This window comes from Cupriavidus sp. GW821-FHT02F09, assembly GCF_059421605.1.
Genome location: NZ_JBWKVH010000019.1, coordinates 92383 through 109817, shown reverse-complemented (window position 1 = coordinate 109817; position 17435 = coordinate 92383). Strand labels below are relative to the sequence as shown.

The following is a 17435-nucleotide window of genomic DNA, read 5'->3' as shown; positions in this document are numbered from 1 at the left end:
CTCAATCCACCTTCACCTTGGCTTCGGTGGCCACGCGCTTCCACTTGACTAGTTCCGCCTGCATAAACGCGCCGAACTGCTCGGCACTCAGCGTGCCGGGCGTGGTGCCGCTCTGCGCCAGGTTAGCCTTGGATTCCGCCGTGTTCATGCTCTTCACGGCGTCGCGGTTCAGGCGCTCCACCAGCGGCTTGGGCAGGTTGGCCGGGCCATAGAAGCCAATCCACGTGGTGGCCTCGTAGCCGGGCACGCCCTGCTCGGCAATGGTGGGCACATTGGGCAAGGCCTCGCTGCGCTTGGCCGAGGTCACGCCGATGGCCTTGACCTTGCCGTCCTTCACATAGGGCGCCATCGTCATCACGTCATGGAACAGCGCGGGGATCTGGCCGCCGAGCAGGTCCGACAGCGCCGGCGCCGCGCCCTTGTAGGGAATATGCGTCAGCGGCGTGTTGGTCATCAGCCGCAGCAACTCCCCCGACATATGCGTGGCGCCGCCAATGCTGGATGAGCCGAACGACAAGCCTTCCTTTTGCTTCCTCGCGTACGCAAGGAATTCCTGCAGGTTCGACACCGGCACATTGTTGTTCACCACCAGCACGTTGGGCGTGGTCGCCAACAGCGCGATCGGGGTGAAGTCCTTGCTGGCGTTGTACGGCAGCTTGGGCCGCACCGCGGGATTGATCACCTGGTGCGTGGCGCTGACCAGCAGCGTGTAGCCGTCCGGGTTGGCGCGCGCGACGATCTCGGTGCCGATCTGGCCGCTGGCGCCGGCGCGGTTATCCACCACGAACGGCTGCTTGAACTCGGCCTGCATGTCGCGCGCGATGCGGCGCGCCAGCAGGTCGGTCATGCCGCCGGCGGGAAACGGCACGACGATGGTGACGGGCTTCTGCGGCCAGTGCTCCTGCGCCTGCGCGCCGGTGGCGCCCGGCAGTGCGGCGCCAACGGCCAGCGTGGCGGTAACGATGGCATTGAGGGTGGGGCGGTGCGCAAGGATAGGTCGGTGATTGGGCAAGGCGGTCTCCATTATTTTGTTTGTGTCTGATTTGCCGGACGGTCTCTCGTCTCAGGGCCGGATGCCGAACTTGCGCACGCCCGGCTCGCGCAGCGGCGCCGCCAGGTTGGCGAACTCGCACAGCAGCGAGCGCGTATCGCGCGGGTCGATGATGTCTTCCACCACGAAGGCTTCGGCGCTGCGGAACGGCGACGTCAGGCTGCGCACACGCTGCTCGATCTCGGCGCGCTTTTGCACGGGGTCGTCGGCGCCTTCGATCTCGGCCTTGTAGGCAACCTCCAGCCCGCCCTCGATCGGCAGCGAGCCCCAGTTGCCGGACGGCCATGCATAGCGGAAGTTGAAGCGGCCCATATGCTGGTGCCCCGCCGCCGCCACGCCATAGGCGCGGCGCAGGATCACGGAGCACCACGGCGTGGTGGCCTGGTACACCGCGGCCAGCGCGCGCACGCCGTAGCGCATGGTGCCGGCCTTCTCGGCTTCCAGGCCGATCTGGAAGCCGGCGATATCGACCATATTGATCACCGGCAGGTGGAAGGCTTCGGCCAGGTCCACGAAGCGGATGAATTTCTCCGCGGTGGGGCCGTCCCAGCCACCGCCGTAGTGATACGGATCGCTCGCCACCACCGCCACCGGCCAGCCATCCACGCGGGCCAGCCCGGTCACGATGGCGCGGCCCCAGTGCCGGCCCATCTCGAAAAAGGAGCCCTGGTCCACCAGCGTCTCGACAATGGGGCGCACCTTGTAGACGGAGCGGCTGTCGCGCGGGATCGCGCTGAGCAGCCACTCATCGCGGCGGGCGGGATCGTCGGTTGGCTCAACGCGCGGCGGCAGTTCATGCACCGAGCCCGGCAGGTAGGACAGGAAGCGGCGCGCGCGCGCAAAGGCTTCTTCCTCGCTCGCCACTTCGTCATCGACCACGCCATTGCGCGTATGGATCTGGCTGCCGCCGAGCTCGTTCTTTTCCAGTACCTGGCCAATGCGCGCCACCACCGGCGGGCCGGCGTTGAACAATTGCGCGGTGCCCTTGACCATCACCGAGTAGTGGCTCGCGGCCACGCGCGCCGCGCCCATGCCGGCCACCGAGCCCAGCGCCAGCGACACCACCGGCACCAGCGACATGTTCTCCACCACGTGCTGCCACACCTTCATGGTGGGGATGTTGGTGTAGCCCTTGTTCTCGATATTGCGCACGGAGCCGCCACCGCCGGTGCCGTCTACCAGCCGCACCATGGGCAAGCGCAGGTCGTGCGCCATCTTCTCTGCATGGATCAGCTTCTCGCCAACGGCACCGTCGTTGGCGCCGCCGCGCACGGTGAAGTCATCGCCCACCAGCACCACCGGGCGGCCGTCCACCTTGGCGCGCCCCATCACCAGGTTGGCGGGCGTGAGGCCCACCAGGCGGCCATTGCTGTCGTACTGGCCGCTGCCGGTGAGCGCGCCCACCTCGCGGAACGATCCGGCATCGGCGATCGCGTCGATGCGCTCGCGCACGGTCAGCTTGCCGGCGTCCTTGTGCCGCTTGACCTTGTCGGGGCCGCCGAGCTGCGCGGCGAGTTGCTTGCGGTAGGCCAGTTCATCGATTTCGGGCTGCCAGGACACGGCGGTCTCCTTAGTGCTGTTGTTATGGTCGTGGGCTATCTAGACGCATAAATGCAGCAAACGTGCCAGGCGCACCGGCCCTTGATTTCATTGTTCTTTTTATGGCTCGCTGATATTGTGTCCGCAATAAGGACACAAAAGTGCCCACGACGGAGACACAACATGTCGTCATCAGCGACACCCGAAGACACTTTCCCCGGCACTGAAGACAACCTCGGCGTACTGGTCGCCAGCCACGCGGGAGACGTACTAGCCAGCCTGGGACTCGCCGCCAACGCCACGCTGGCAACCGCCGCGCTAGCCGCCAGCGCAGGGCTCGCCGGCGACGGCAACACCCCCCAGGATGCCGGCCGCCTGTTCGAATGCAGCCTGCCTGGCCCCGACAGCAAGCCCGCGCACCGCTTCATCGCCATGCGTCTGAGCGACCGCGAGCGGCAGGTCATCCTGCTGCGCCCTGCCGAGCGTGACGCAGCCCTCTTTGACTTCCTCGGCGCGGTACCCTTTGCCGGCGCGATCCTCGATCACTTCATCACCAACCCCTACCAGGCCATCACCGTGGCGGACCGCGCGGGCAACGTGCGCTTCATCAGCCCGGTGCACGAAAAATTCCTCGGCCTGCGCACCGGTGAAGGCACGGGCCGGCCCGCGGTGGACGTCATCCCCAATTCGCGCCTAGCGCAGGTGGCCGTCAGCGGCAAAGCCGAGATCGGGCAGTTGCAGGAGATGAACGGGGTGACACGCGTGGTGAACCGCATCCCGATCAGTGCCGCAGGCGAGGTGCTTGGCGCCATCGGCCAGATCCTCTTCAAGGAGCCTGAAGCCATCGGCCGCATGCACCGCGAGATGACGCAATTGCGCTCGCAACTGGCGCAAACACAACGCGAGCTCGACGCGTTGCGCGAGCAGCAGGCCGGCGCCGGCCCCGGCCTGCTGATTGGCGATAGCGCACCCATGCAGCGGCTGCGCCGAGAGATCGACACCGTAGCGCGGCTGGACGTGCCGGTGCTGATCCTCGGCGAAAGCGGCACCGGCAAGGAACTGGTGGCACGCGCCATCCACGGCGCCAGCCGCGCGGCCCAGGGCAAGCCGCTGGTCAGCCTGAACCTGGCCGCGCTGCCCGCCACGCTGATCGAGGCCGAGCTGTTCGGGCATGCGGCGGGCGCCTTCACCGGCAGCCATCGCCTTGGGCAGGCCGGCAAGCTGGAGCAGGCGGCAGGCGGCACGCTGTTCCTCGACGAGGTTGCCGATATCCCGATGGAGATGCAGGTCAAGCTGCTGCGCGTGCTGGAGGACCATATGGTGGAACGGCTGGGCAGCCGGCAGGCGCAGCGCGTGGACTTCCGGCTGGTAGCGGCAACCAACCGCGACATCCAGGCGCTGATCGATGGCGGACGCTTCCGCCTGGATCTGTACTACCGCCTGAGCGGCGTGGTGCTGCGCATTCCCGCGCTGGGCCAGCGGCGCGAGGACATCCCTGCCCTGTTGACCCATTTCGTGCGCGGCTTCTGCGCGCGCAACCAGGTGCCGGTGCCGGAAGTGGCCTCCGAGGTGCCGCGCTATCTGGCCGAGCGGCGATGGCCGGGCAATGTGCGCCAGCTCAGGCAGAAGATCGAAGAAGCGCTGGTGTTCTGCGACGCACGCGTGCTGCGCGCGGCGGATTTCGCCCGGGGCGAGGAAAGCGCGGTGGCGTACGGTCTGAGCGAGCCGCCGTTGCCGTATGGCGAGGCACTGGACGAGGCGGCGAATGAGGCGGCGAATGAGGCTGGGATCAACGCGCGCGCCGCATCGCCGGCGGACCTGCGGGAAGTCGCGTACGAGGCCGTGCTGCAGGCCATCGCGCGGCACGGTGGCAACAAGAAGCGCGCGGCGGAGCAACTGCGCATTTCACGCTCGCATCTGTACAAGATCCTGGCGCGTGGCGCGCGCGGCTGAGCGCAGGCGTTTTCCAGCGCCTACAGGAACTCCCGGACAAACCAGGCATTGAAGCGGTAAAGCGCAATGGTTGGCATCACGGAAAACAAGAACAGGCTGACGACAGCGCGCCGGTTCTTATACAGGTAGAGCGCCAGCAGATCCCGCAGCGTGTAGCTGGCTACCAGCACCAGGAGCGGAATGTAGGCCAGGAAGCAAAACAGGAAAATCCAGACAAAGGCGCCGCCCTGTAACGCTCGGTCAAGCATGCCAGCACCGGCGATCCAGTGCCCATCCCCGGCACTGAATGTAAGAAGCAGCATCAACAGGGAAACGATCAGCGTGGGATAGCGGAGCATTTAGATCGGCCCTCTCTCGCCGCCCGGCTCGTCGCCAAACAGCACGCGCAGCATGCGCTCGGGATTGGCCAGGAAATCGCGCGTCACGCGAAAGTGTTCGGTGTCCTGATAGTCGATCCGCGCCATGCCGTCCGGCGAGCAGGTGTAGATCCACGCGTTGGGATAGGCCATCAGGATCGGCGAGTGCGTAGCGATGATGAACTGCGAGCCGTCTTCGGCCAGATCATGGATGCGCGACAGCACCGCCAGTTGCCGCTGCGGCGACAGCGCCGCCTCGGGCTCGTCGAGCAGGTAGAGCCCATTGCCGCCAAAGCGATGCATCATCAGCGCGAGAAACGATTCGCCATGCGATTGCTCGTGCAACGAACGCCCGCCGTAGGCGTTGATGACGGGCGGGCTGAAGGCCGGCTCCTGGTCCAGGCGCTCGATTTCCGTGGCCACGTTGAAGAAGCTCTCCGCGCGCAGGAAGAAGCCATCGCGCGGGCGCTTGAAGCCGCGCGCAACGCGCAGGTATTCGTGCAGCACCGAATGCGACCGACGCGTGCCGAAGCTGAAATTGCGCGAGCCGCCCTCGGCGTTGTAACCCATGGCCACGGCAATGGCTTCCATCAGCGTGGACTTGCCCGATCCGTTCTCGCCAACCAGGAAGGTCACCTTGGGGTGCATCTCCATCGCTTCCAGCGTGCGCACCGCGGGCAGGCTGAAGGGGTAGCGCTCGAAGCTGTCGACGATGTCGCGCCGCAGGGTGACGCGGCTGATGAACTGGGACGAGATCATGGGGTTCGCCGGAGTGGATGGCACGGCACTATCGTAACGCCGTTCGGCGCCGGCGTGGCTCACAACGCCAGGCGCATGGCGATGCGTTGGCGCAAGCCGAGCGCCGCCTCGCGCGCCAGTGCGGCGCAGAGCGCCGGGCTGAGATCGGCTTCATCGAGATGGCGAAAGCCGAGGCTTGCGTAGAACGGCGCGTTCCACGGCAGGTGGCTGAAGGTGGTGAGATGGAGCGACTGCAGGCCTTGCCGGCGCAAACCATCGGCTACGGCGCGCACAAGTGCGCGGCCAATGCCACGGCGGGCGTGGGCGGGGTGGACGTCCATCTCATCAAGGCAGGCATGCTGGCCAAGCACGCTGGCGAGCGCGAAGCCGGCTGGCGTGCCGTCGGGGGCGATAGCGACCCACAGGCGGCGCTCACGCTGCGCGCGTTGCAGGTCTTCGAGCGGCGTGACTTGCTGGCGCAGCGCGGGAGGCAGGTCGGATTCGGGGAATAGTTCAGCCGCCGCGCGTTCGATGGCAGGCAGGCCGGGTACGTCTTCGGGAGTTGCTAAGCGAATGACTGGCATCGGGGCGCGGCGGTATGTGGCAAGTTCGGGCTCCCCCCCTCATCCGCTGCGCGGGAGAGGGCGGAAGCCCGATAAGCGTCGTGCGGGACAAAACCGAGGGCTCCGCTTCAAGTGGCTCCTAGCTAAGCCACCCCTCTCCCCGGCCCTCTCCCCCTGAGGGGAGAGGGAGAGACAGCCGTCGTCATGGCGCGCAGCTTTGGCCCGTTCTGCGGCTTCGTTCAGGCCCGCTGGTTTGCTCCCCTCTCCCACTTGTGGGAGAGGGGCCGGGGGAGAGGGCGGGCGCTGGCCCAGAGTATGGACAGTCACACGCACGCGTGCTTGCCCATCCTCCGGGCCCCATGCATCACGCCGCCGGAAACATCCCCAGCAGATTCGTCACCGCCGCAGGCACGTCAGCCGCCTCGGTAATCGCGCGCACCACGGCCGCGCTGCCAACGCCAGCCGCCAGCACCTCCGGCAAGCGCGCCGCATCGACGCCGCCGATGCCCACCAGCGAGGGCACCACGGGCTGCATCAGCTTGACGTAGGCGTGGAAGCGGCCCAGGCCCTGCGGCGCGGTCGGCATGATTTTGGTGGTGGTCGGGAAGATCGCACCCAGCGCCAGGTAGCTCGGGCCGATGGTGGCCACGCGCAGCATCTCGGCATAACCGTGCGTGGACACGCCAAGGCGCAGCCCGGAGGCGCGCAGCGCATCGAGGTCGGCCTCGTCGAGGTCTTCCTGGCCGAGGTGGATGCCATAGATGCCGCTGTCGCCACCCTGGCTGGCGTGGTAGTCGATGGCAGCCCGCCAGTGATCGTTGATGAACAAGCGCGAAGCGCTGCCGCGCGCGGCCTTGGCGGCGCGCTCAATCTCGCTGCGCACGGCCTGCACGTCGTCGGACTTGAAGCGCAGCTGCACGGTGGGCACCGCCAGCGGCACCAGCCGCTCGATCCATTCGGCGCTGGGCACCACCGCGTACAAACCCAGCGGCGGGCACGGTGCGAAGGGCTCGGCGCGCTGCTCCGGCGCGACCAGCGCGGCGTGGCGCACGTGCGGGAAGCGCGCGAAGTCCACCGGCCAGTCCAGCGAGCCCGGCTGCCAGGCGCGCGCCAGGCAGAGCGCATCGTGCGCGGGGAAATGCAGCGCCAGGCAAGCCAGCAGCGCGGCGACGAAGGCCGGCGAATGCGCGGTGTCGTCGTCGGCATGGGCACTGAAGACCCAGGTGCCCATCGGCGAGCGCACGGTGTCGCTCCATTGCCCGCCTTCGCGGTCGCTCTCGATGGCGATGGCGCCGGCGCCGGCAATGCGCGCCAGCGTGGCCTCGTCGGCCTCGCCGTCGAACAGCACCACGTCGGCATCGCCGAGCGCGGCGGGGGCGTTGCCCTGCACCCACGCGCGCCAGGCCTTGTCGCTGGTGCCGAAGGTGGCGCCATAGCGCGCCAGCAGCGTGTCGCGCAGCGCGGCGTCGATGCCGGCCGGGAGAAGATTGCGGGTCATGCGTGGTCCTCCGCGCCTTCGGCGTGCCAGAACGGCATGCCCACCACCGGGGTGCTGGCCTGCGCGATATCGCGCTCCGGCATGGGGCCGGCCAGGTAGGCGGTGCGGCCCGCGTCCACAGCCAGCGCGAAGGCGCGTGCCATGTTGACCGGATAAGCAGCCTGCGCCACTGCGGTGTTCAGCAGCACACCATCGTAGCCCCACTCCAGCACCTGGGCCGCGTGCGACGGCAGCCCGAGGCCGGCGTCGACGATCAGCGGGGTATCCGGCAAGCGTTCGCGCAACAGGCGCATGGCGTGCGGATTGACGGCGCCCTTCCCGGTGCCGATGGGCGCGGCCCAGGGCATCAGCGCCTGGCAGCCCACGTCCAGCAGGCGGCGGCACAGTACGAGGTCCTCCGTGCAATACGGCAGCACCTTGAAGCCCTCCTTGATCAGCGTCTCGGCCACGGCGGGCAGGTTGAGCGTATCGGGCTGCAGCGTGTAATCGTCGCCCACCAGCTCAAGCTTGATCCAGTCGGTCTCGAACACTTCGCGCGCCATCATGGCGGTGGTGATGGCTTCCTGCGGCGCCATGCAGCCAGCGGTATTGGGCAGCACCGGCACGTTCAGCGAGCGCAGCATCTGCCAGAAAGCCTGGCCGCCCTCGCCATCGCCGACCGAGCCCTGGCGGCGCAGCGCCACCGTCAGCATGGCGGGCCGGGCCACCTCCACCGCGGCCTGCAGCGTGGCGGGAGACGGATAGCGCGCGGTACCCAGCAACAGGCGCGAGGCAAACGACTCGCCATAGAGCACGAAGGGGTCGGCGAACAGGTCGCGCCGGGGTTCTGCGGAATTGAAGGTCATTTGGGGTCAGCCTCCCGTCACGGGTTGCACGAGGTCGATACGATCGCCGGCGGCGAGCACGGTGGCCGCATGCGCGGCGCGTGGCACGAACTGGCCGTTGAGCGCGGCGGCAAATGGCGGCGCGATGCCGGCGCCCGCCACCGCATCGGCCAGCGTGGCGTTATCGGCAAGGGCGAGCGGACGGCCGTTGAGCAGGATATCCATGGTCATTGTCGTTCAGTGCAGCACCGGCGAGCCGGCGACGGTATCGAGCGCGGCCGCGATCATGCCCGGCCAGCGCACCGAAGCGGGCACGGCATGCGCGGCAGGATCGTCGTCGAGCAGAGCCCGCACCACCTGGCAGGCGGCCTCGGTGACCGCCGGGGCGATCAGGAAGCCGTGCCGGTACAGGCCATTGAGGCGCACGATGCGGGCATGCTGGTCGACCCGGATGGCCGGCAGGTGGTCCGGGCGCGTCGGGCGGCGCTGCACATTGAGTTCCAGCACGCGCGCCTCGCCAAAGGCGGGGTGCAGCGAATACGCCGCGGAAAGCAGCTCCAGCGCGGAGCGCACGCTCATCGGCGAATCATCTTCGCTTTCGAGCTCGGTGGCGCCGATCACGTAGAGGTCGTTGGGCTTGGGCGCGATATAGATCGGGTAACGCGGATGCAGCAGGCGCACCGGGCGATGCAGCTTGACCTCGGGTGCGTGCACACGCACGACTTCACCGCGCAGGCCGCGTAATCCCGGCATGCTGCCGTGCGCGGCGGGCTGCCCCGGCCAGGCGGCGCGGGCGCCCAGGCCACGGCAATCCAGCACGGTGCGCGCGCAGATACCCAGCGCGGGCAGGTCGCCCGCTTCGATTTCACCAGCCTCCCAGACGCAATGCAGCCCGCTTGCCACCGCGCAAGCCAGCAATGCGCGCAGCGTGCCGCGATTGTCCAGCTGGCCTTCGCCGGCCAGCAGCAGTCCCTGGGAGAAACGGCCCGCGAGCGCGGGCTCGAGCGCGGCCACGCCATTGCCGTCCAGCGCGCGCATGCGCTCGGCCACCAGTTCGGGCGGCGCCACGGCGCGCACCCGGCTGGTAAACAGCGACATCTCGCTGCGGTCGCGGGTATGCCATACCACCAGCGTGCCGTCTTCCTGGAAGAACACCGGCTCCGGCAATTCGGCCACCCAGGTGCGCCACAAGTCGACGCTGGCGGTGCCAAGCTCGACGATGCGGCGCTCGGCAATGGCGGATTCCGCCAGGGGCGCGAGCATTGCCGCGGCGACGTGCGCGGCGGAGCCAACGCCGTCGGGGCCACCGCGCTCGACCAGCGCCACGCGCAGGCCGGCACGCACCAGTTGCCAGGCGGAAAGGCGCCCGGCCAGGCCGGCGCCGAGCACGGCCACATCAAACGACTGCGTTGTCATGGGGATGGTTGTGCCGGTGCTCGCCGCGATGGCGCGGCGAGCACCGGCCTCCTTTAAGTCATGGCGTGCCCCTTCGGGGAAGGGGCACGGTACTTCGCGTGCGGCGCTGCACGGGCATGCGCCGCACCATGGCCCTACGCCTTACGAGTAGATCTTGCTGCCGCTCTTGACGAACTCGATCGACTTTTCCTGCATGCCTTGCTCGGCTTCGGGCTTGAGCGAGGCAGCGTAGTCGCGCACTTCCTGCGTGATCTTCATCGAGCAGAACTTGGGACCGCACATCGAGCAGAAATGCGCGATCTTGGCGCCTTCGGCCGGCAGCGTGGCGTCGTGGTACGAACGCGCGCGTTCCGGGTCCAGGCCGAGGTTGAACTGGTCTTCCCAGCGGAACTCGAAACGTGCCTTGGACAGTGCGTTGTCGCGCAGCTGCGCGCCCGGCCAGCCCTTGGCAAGGTCGGCCGCGTGAGCGGCGATCTTGTAGGTGATGATGCCTTCGCGCACGTCTTCCTTGTCCGGCAAGCCCAGGTGTTCCTTCGGCGTGACGTAGCACAGCATGGCGGTGCCCATCCAGCCGATGTTGGCCGCACCGATGCCGCTGGTGATGTGGTCATAGCCGGGGGCGATGTCCGTCACCAGCGGTCCGAGCGTGTAGAACGGGGCCTCATAGCAGTGCTTGAGCTCTTCATCCATATTGGCCTGGATGCGTTGCAGCGGCACGTGGCCCGGGCCTTCGATCATGACCTGCACATCGTGCTTCCAGGCCTTGTCGGTCAGCTCGCCGAGCGTGCGCAGCTCACCGAACTGTGCATCGTCGTTGGAGTCGGCGATACAACCCGGACGCAGGCCATCACCCAGGCTGAACGACACGTCGTACGCCTTCATGATTTCGCAGATCTCGTCGAAGTGCGTGTACAGGAAGTTTTCCTTGTGATGCGCCAGGCACCACTTGGCCATGATCGAACCACCGCGCGAGACGATGCCCGTGACACGGTCCGCGGTCATCGGCACATAGCGCAGCAGCACGCCGGCGTGGATGGTGAAGTAGTCCACGCCCTGCTCCGCCTGCTCGATCAGCGTGTCGCGGAACATTTCCCAGGTCAGGTCCTCGGCGACGCCGCCGGTCTTGTCCAGCGCCTGGTAGATGGGCACCGTGCCGATAGGCACCGGCGAGTTGCGCAGGATCCACTCGCGGGTCTCATGGATGTGCTTGCCGGTGGACAGGTCCATGATGGTGTCGGCGCCCCAGCGGATCGACCACACCATCTTTTCCACTTCCTCGGCCAGCGACGACGTCACGGCGGAGTTGCCCAGGTTGCCGTTGATCTTGACGCGGAAATTGCGCCCGATCGCCATCGGCTCCAGCTCGGTGTGGTTGATGTTGGCGGGAATGATGGCGCGGCCGGCAGCGATTTCGCGGCGCACGAATTCCGGCGTCATGTCTTCCGGGCGCAGCGGCAGCGCGGCACCCAGCGCATTGCCGGGGTGCTGGCGCAGCAACGCCTTGTATTCGGGCTTGTCGTACAGCGCTTGCAGGTTCAGCGACTCGCGCAGCGCCACGTATTCCATCTCGGGCGTGATGATGCCGCGGCGTGCATAGTGCATCTGCGACACGTTGGCGCCGGCCTTGGCGCGGCGCGGGTTGGTCAGCTGGGCAAAGCGCAGGTGGGCGGTGGCCGGATCGGCGGCGCGCGCCAGGCCGTACTCCGACGACAGGCCGGACAGCACTTCGGTGTCGCCGCGCTCTTCGATCCACTTGCCGCGTACCGAGGGCAAGCCGGCCTTCAGGTCGATATGGATGTCCGGATCGCTGTACGGGCCCGACGTGTCATACACGGGAATCGGCGGATTGGACATCTCGCCCTTGTCCGTGCGCGTGGACGTCTGCAGGATCGTGCGCAGCGGCACGCGGATATCGGGGCGGCTGCCGGTCAGGTAGGTCTTGCTGGATGCCGGATAGGCAAACTTTTTGTCGAGATCGGTTTCAAGCGACTCGAAAGATGCGGCGGGGGCGGTATTTGTGCGGGCCATGGGTGTCGTCCTCTCTCTTGCGGGGATGGACGAAACCAGGAGCCCTGTGAGCATGGCCGCGGCGGTGTGGCCGGGTCATGTGCCTTGGAGAAGGCAGGAGCTGTTCGGTAACCATGAAACTTCCCACGCCGGTACTAGCCGGATCGGGTTCGAAGGGACTCTCTCAGCCGCACGGCCCATCCGTACGGCACCCCTGTTTCATCCAACGGGGTGAATTTAAGCACAAGGCTCGGGGCTTGACCACCCCTGTTTCAATCTGGAGTGTCGTGCGTCGAGGTATGGCTGAGGGCCATGCGGCCCCCAGACAATGGCATGCACACCATTACGCTGCAATGCACCATGACTTAGCGTGCGCATGCACTGCCATTCGAACACCATTCGAGCACCGCCGTGATTTCAAGCCTTGAAGGTCACCCAAGGCTTCAACCGCGCCACGGCTTCGATCAGCCCGGCCTCTTCCTGTGCCTGCAGCACCGGACCGATCGGCTTGTAGGCCTCGGGCGCTTCTTCCACCCTGCGCTCCTCGCGCAGCGTGACGCAGCGCCACTCGGCGTTGGCATGATCGCTTTTCAAGCGGCGCAAGGCCTGGCGCCGGACACTGCGGCCGGCGCCGTGGCTGCATGACGAGAGCCAATCGGTGTGACCCAAACCGCTCACTATATAGGAAGCATCCCCCATGGAACCGGGGATCAGGGCCAGGTCGCCGTCATGCGCGGGTGTCGCGCCCTTGCGGTGGATATTGAGGCCGTTTTCGCGCAGCACCACGTTATGCGGCACGTCGACCACCAGTCGCGAAGCCGTCGCGCCGCACAATTCGGCCAGCTCCTTGCGCACGAGTTCGGCCAGCACTACCCGGTTGGCCCAGGCATAGCGTGCCGCCGTACCCATGGCCACCAGGTACTCGTGCGCCAGGCTGCCCGCCAAGCCGTACAGCCCGCTAGTCGGATGCTTCAGGCCGGTGGGCCAGGCCTGGCGCGCCCGGTCCATCCAGCGCCGGCCCACGTAGAAGCCGACATCGCGCGAGCCACTGTGGATCATCGCCACGACATCGCCGGGCGCCAGGCCAACGCGATACGCGGCGTGCCTGTCGAAAATCTCGTCCACGACCTGCAGTTCGACAAAATGATTGCCCCCGCCCGGCGTGCCGAGACAGGGATCGCGAAAGACCTCGCGATTGCCGACGTGCGCATCCGGCGCATAGCGGGCACTGCCGCCAAACGCATCCAGCCCGACGCAAGCGGCAAGTTCGGCCTCCAGCCGGTCACGATCGACCTGCGCCCACAAGCCTTGGGGGGCCACGCGATCGATGAACGCGGCGGGTCCCTCGTCGAACAAGGCACGGAATGCGGCGCTATGCACCGGCACGTCGCGGCCGTTATCGAGCAGGGCACGCGTCAGCCTGCTCACAAGGGCATCCTGCTGCGGCAGCAGGGCGGCTTGCTTCAGGCCTGTGGTGATCAGGCGCATGCCGCAGTTGATGTCGGTACCGATCGCGGCGGGAATGACGAAATCCGCGTCGGTGGCAACGATCGATCCTACCGGCGCGATGCCGCCGGGATGAAAGTCCGGCGTGGCGCAGGCTTTGCAAACGCCGTGGTGGCCGTCCGCAGAACGCACCGCGGCGAAGTCGAGCAACTGCCGTACGGCTTTCGCTTCCAGGGCAAGCGTGGCGGGCAACAGCACCGAGGCTTGCGCGTGTTCGTTGCGCAGGTGATAGACACCCTGGCTGCGCTCGACATGGATGCCCTGGCGCTGCAGGGCTTTTTCAAGACGGGGAAGTGAGGACATGGCTGCTGGGAATACAAGGTACGGGAGTGCCTCCGGGGAACCGGGGCAAAAAGTACCTTCTGCGCAGCAGCGTCGAGAAGGGAGCGTGCAGTGTATCTCTGGGGAGCGGCGAACGGCAAGCGCCCGGCCCGCGAGCCCTGCCATGACGGCGCAAAGTGTTGGGGGCCGGACACAGCGCGAGCCCGCGCACATAGCGCGCCGCTTGCTCTACCATGCAATCAGGCATGCCCATGCGCCGCGCGCGCAGAAGACTGCACAGGAGACCTCATGACCGAAGCCGCCACCCACCGCGTGTTCAACCAGGTCCCGGACCTGACCGGCTACAACCTGTTCACCGGCGACCCCGCGCTGCGCGCCGCGCTGGAGCGGCTTGGAGGCGGCTGGCACGCCAGTGCGCTCGATGTCTTCGGCGCGCGCCTGGGCAAACCCGATGTGCAGCAGTGGGCGGCCGAGGCCAATCGCCACGCGCCCGAGCTGCATACGCACAGCCGCACCGGCGAGCGCATCGACGAAGTGGAATTTCCGCCAGCATGGCACGCCTTGCTGGCCCTGCTGCGCAGCCAGCAGTTGCAAGCGCTGCCGTTCGCGCAGCCCAGGGAGGGCGCGTGGGTGGCGCGCGCCGCCGGCTATTTCCTGCAGGCGCAGGCCGAATCCGGATCCCTGTGCCCGCCCACCATGACGTTCGCCAGCATCCCGGTGCTGCAGAAGGAAGCGGCGCTGTTCGCGGAACTGGGGCCGAAGCTGTTTGCCACCGAGCACGATCCGCGCGACCTGCCCTGGCGCGACAAGCACGCCGTGATGATCGGCATGGGCATGACGGAAAAGCAAGGCGGCTCCGATGTGCGCAGCAACACCACCGTCGCGCGCGCCGTACGTGGCGAGGGCCGCGGCGCGGAGTACGCGATCACCGGGCACAAGTGGTTTTTCTCCGCCCCGATGTGCGATGCCCACCTGGTGGTGGCGCGCATGGGCGCGGAGGATGGGCCGCTGTCGTGCTTCTTCGTGCCGCGCTTTCGCGACGACGGCAGCAAGAACCCGGTGCAGATCCAGCGTCTCAAGGACAAGCTGGGCAACCGCTCCAACGCCAGCAGCGAAGTGGAATTCCGCGAGGCCACCGGCATCCTGATCGGCGAGGAAGGCCGCGGCATCCCGACCATCATCGAGATGGCCACTTATACCCGGCTGGATTGCGTGATCGGCAGCGCCGCCATCATCCGCGCGGCGCTGGTGCAGGCCATCCATCACGCGCGGCATCGCATGGCGTTCGGCCGCCTGCTGGCGGAGCAGCCGCTGATGCGCAACGTGCTGGCCGACCTGGCGCTGGAAAGCCAGGCCGCGACCCTGCTCATGATGGAACTGGCGCACGCCTTCGAGCGCGCCGATGCCGATCCGCTGGCCGCCGCCTGGAAGCGCATCGTCACGCCGGCGGCCAAGTTCTGGGTCTGCAAGCGGGCCATCGAGGTGACGGGCGAAGCCATGGAGGTGTGGGGCGGCAACGGCTACGTGGAGGAAGGCCCGATGGCGCGGCTGTACCGCGAGGCGCCGGTCAACTCGATCTGGGAGGGCTCCGGCAACATCATGTGCCTGGACGTGCTGCGCGCGCTCCAGCGCAATCCCGAGGACGCGGGGCGGCTATTGCAGGACCTCGGCCGGCGCGCCGGCGGCCATCCGGCGGTGCGGGCCGAACTCGCCTCGCTGCAGGCGATGCTGCGCGACGCGCCGGATCACCTCGAAGCCGGCGCGCGGCGCTTTGCCCAGGGCCTGGTGCTGACCGCGCAAGCGGCGCTGATGCTCGCCCACGCCGACACCGACGATGCCGAGCGCTTCGTGGCCAGCCGGCTGGGACGCCAGCATGGCCGCGTGTTCGGCACGCTGGAGGGCGACGATACCGCGCTGGCGCGGGTGATCGCACGTGCCTGGCCGGCCTGAGGCACGCGGCCGCGCCACACGCCTCGTCACGCTTTTTTTTTTCTGGCCATCGCGCTACAGGCGGCGCAGGTCCTGCCGTAAATCCCTTGGTATTAATGTCATGCACTTAATACATAAGTGCGTATTGATCCCCTTTAAATGACCAAGCGGCGCGCCCTGCTACACGGCGGGTGCCGACATCCCGACATGAACATCAGCCAACGCCTGTTGCTATCTTTATCCTTGGCCCTGCTCGCCTTGCTCGTTGTGGGCCTCGGCGGCATCTGGCAACTCAGCGAGTCGGAACAGCGCTTTGAGTACTTCAACGACAACACGCTAGGTAGCGTACGCACCCTGGGCACCCTCAAGGACAACGTCAACGCCATGCGTATCTCGCTTTACAGGCACGCCATGAGCGAAGACCCCAAGGCCAAGGCCGAAGCGGAAGCCGCCCTGGCCCGCGCCGACGAGAAGTTCGACACCACCGCCGCAAAGTATGAGCGCGACGACATCAGCGACGATACCGACCGCAAGATGCTCGAAGCCGACCGCGCCGCGCTCAAGCGCTACCGCGCCGGGCGTGCCGCCATGCTGGAGAAATCGCGCGCCAACGATTTCGCCACGGCCCACGCCATGCTGGTGAGCGGCGAACTGAACGACGCATCGATCGCCTTGCGCAAGGCAATCGACGATCACATCAACTATAACGGCGACCTGGGCGAGCTCGCCGTGACGCAAAATCGCGAGCAGTACACCACGGCGGTTCGCGTGTTCTCGGCGGTCATCGTCGTGGCAGTGCTGGTCACCGGCTTGCTGGCCGTGACGCTGTATCGCCGCATCCACGGCAGCCTGGCCGAAATCGAGGAGACCCTGGAATACGTCAGCGACTCCCTGGACCTGGAACGCCGCGCACCGGTGGGCCGCCTGGACGAGATCGGCCGTACCGCGGCTGCCTTCAACCGCCTGCTGGAGCGGGTAGCCGTGGCGCTGCGCGAGGTGCGCCATTCGACCGACTCCGTCGGCGTGGCGGCACGCCAGATCGCCGCGGGCAATACCGATTTGTCGGCACGGACCGAACAACAGGCTGCCTCGCTGGAGCAGACCGCATCGAGCATGGAAGAGCTCACCACCACCGTGCGCCAGAACGCCGACAACGCGCGCCAGGCGAGCGGCCTGGCTGGCAATGCCGCCAGCGTGGCCGAACACGGCAGCACCGCCGTGCAGCAGATGGTGCAAACCATGGGCGCGATCAGCACCAGTTCCAACCGCATCGCGGAGATCACCAGCCTGATCGAGGGCATCGCCTTCCAGACCAACATCCTGGCGCTCAATGCCGCGGTGGAAGCCGCGCGCGCCGGCGAACAAGGCCGGGGCTTCGCGGTGGTGGCCGGCGAGGTGCGCAGCCTGGCGCAGCGCTCGTCCAGCGCCGCCAAGGAAATCAAGGACCTGATCGACAGCTCGGTCAACACTGTGCGCACGGGCTCGGCGCAAGCCGAGGATGCCGGCAAGACCATGAGCGAAGTCCAGAACGCGGTGAAGCGCGTATCGGACATCATTGCCGAGATCGCTGCTGCCTCCGACGAGCAAAGCGCGGGCATCGAGCAGGTCAACCAGGCGGTGGGCCAGATGGACGAAGTCACGCAGCAAAATGCCGCGCTGGTGGAAGAAGCGGCCGCTGCCGCGCAGTCGCTGGATGACCAGGCCGGCAAGCTGCGCGACACGGTATCGACCTTCCGCCTGGCTACGGCCTGAGCGCGGGTGTGAGGGGCGGAC

At 67.3% G+C, this 17435-nt stretch carries 14 protein-coding genes and 1 riboswitch; of the genes, 3 read left to right on the top strand and 11 right to left on the bottom strand.

Annotated elements, in window-relative coordinates; translation table 11 throughout:
• Position 1: 1 nt before the first annotated feature.
• A complete protein-coding gene (locus AC07XB_RS21535) occupies positions 2-1012 on the bottom strand; it encodes a tripartite tricarboxylate transporter substrate binding protein (protein WP_492830337.1) in 1011 nt (336 codons plus the stop codon).
• A 51-nt stretch (positions 1013-1063) separates the two neighbouring features.
• On the bottom strand, positions 1064-2611 hold the full coding sequence (locus AC07XB_RS21530; protein ID WP_043343137.1) for an acyl-CoA carboxylase subunit beta: 1548 nt from the start codon (positions 2609-2611) through the stop codon (positions 1064-1066).
• 162 nt (positions 2612-2773) lie between these two features.
• Here AC07XB_RS21530 and AC07XB_RS21525 point away from each other — a divergent pair, with 162 nt between their 5' ends.
• Entirely contained in the window at positions 2774-4543 is a 1770-nt protein-coding gene (locus tag AC07XB_RS21525) for a sigma-54 interaction domain-containing protein (protein ID WP_492830335.1), read from the top strand.
• Positions 4544-4563: 20 nt separating this feature from the next.
• Here the strand turns inward: AC07XB_RS21525 and AC07XB_RS21520 are convergent, their stop codons facing one another.
• The 9 genes from AC07XB_RS21520 to AC07XB_RS21480 all read right to left on the bottom strand — a co-directional run bounded on the left by AC07XB_RS21520 (position 4564) and on the right by AC07XB_RS21480 (position 13754).
• Positions 4564-4881 carry a hypothetical protein gene (locus AC07XB_RS21520; RefSeq protein ID WP_492830333.1) on the bottom strand — a complete coding sequence of 106 codons (318 nt, stop codon included), beginning with the start codon at positions 4879-4881 and terminating at the stop codon, positions 4564-4566.
• Positions 4882-5658, bottom strand: coding sequence for an AAA family ATPase (locus AC07XB_RS21515; protein WP_492830331.1), 777 nt, complete (start codon positions 5656-5658; stop codon positions 4882-4884).
• Positions 5659-5717: 59 nt separating this feature from the next.
• Positions 5718-6221 carry a GNAT family N-acetyltransferase gene (locus AC07XB_RS21510; RefSeq protein ID WP_492373936.1) on the bottom strand — a complete coding sequence of 168 codons (504 nt, stop codon included), beginning with the start codon at positions 6219-6221 and terminating at the stop codon, positions 5718-5720.
• Between the two features lie 343 nt (positions 6222-6564).
• On the bottom strand, positions 6565-7698 hold the full coding sequence (locus AC07XB_RS21505) for a thiamine phosphate synthase (protein WP_492812922.1): 1134 nt from the start codon (positions 7696-7698) through the stop codon (positions 6565-6567).
• Positions 7695-8543, bottom strand: coding sequence for a thiazole synthase (locus AC07XB_RS21500; RefSeq protein ID WP_492830329.1), 849 nt, complete (start codon positions 8541-8543; stop codon positions 7695-7697). The genes AC07XB_RS21505 and AC07XB_RS21500 overlap by 4 nt, the downstream gene beginning before the upstream one ends.
• Before the next feature lie 6 nt (positions 8544-8549).
• Entirely contained in the window at positions 8550-8747 is a 198-nt protein-coding gene (gene thiS, locus AC07XB_RS21495; protein ID WP_150989923.1) for a sulfur carrier protein ThiS, read from the bottom strand.
• A 12-nt stretch (positions 8748-8759) separates the two neighbouring features.
• Positions 8760-9938, bottom strand: a complete 1179-nt coding sequence (locus tag AC07XB_RS21490; RefSeq protein ID WP_492812920.1) for an FAD-dependent oxidoreductase — start codon at positions 9936-9938, stop codon at positions 8760-8762.
• 141 nt (positions 9939-10079) lie between these two features.
• Positions 10080-11966 (bottom strand): phosphomethylpyrimidine synthase ThiC, encoded by a 1887-nt coding sequence (thiC, locus tag AC07XB_RS21485; RefSeq protein WP_441641114.1) that lies wholly within the window; start codon positions 11964-11966, stop codon positions 10080-10082.
• 103 nt (positions 11967-12069) lie between these two features.
• A riboswitch (TPP riboswitch) is annotated at positions 12070-12171 on the bottom strand.
• Between the two features lie 191 nt (positions 12172-12362).
• Positions 12363-13754, bottom strand: a complete 1392-nt coding sequence (locus AC07XB_RS21480) for an RtcB family protein (RefSeq protein WP_492812918.1) — start codon at positions 13752-13754, stop codon at positions 12363-12365.
• Between the two features lie 267 nt (positions 13755-14021).
• Between AC07XB_RS21480 and AC07XB_RS21475 the strand changes: the two genes are divergently transcribed.
• Both AC07XB_RS21475 and AC07XB_RS21470 read left to right on the top strand, forming a co-directional pair.
• Entirely contained in the window at positions 14022-15683 is a 1662-nt protein-coding gene (locus tag AC07XB_RS21475; protein WP_492830327.1) for an acyl-CoA dehydrogenase family protein, read from the top strand.
• Positions 15684-15869: 186 nt separating this feature from the next.
• Complete coding sequence (locus tag AC07XB_RS21470; protein WP_492812914.1) at positions 15870-17414, top strand: methyl-accepting chemotaxis protein; 1545 nt, start codon at positions 15870-15872, stop codon at positions 17412-17414.
• Positions 17415-17435 lie beyond the last annotated feature (21 nt).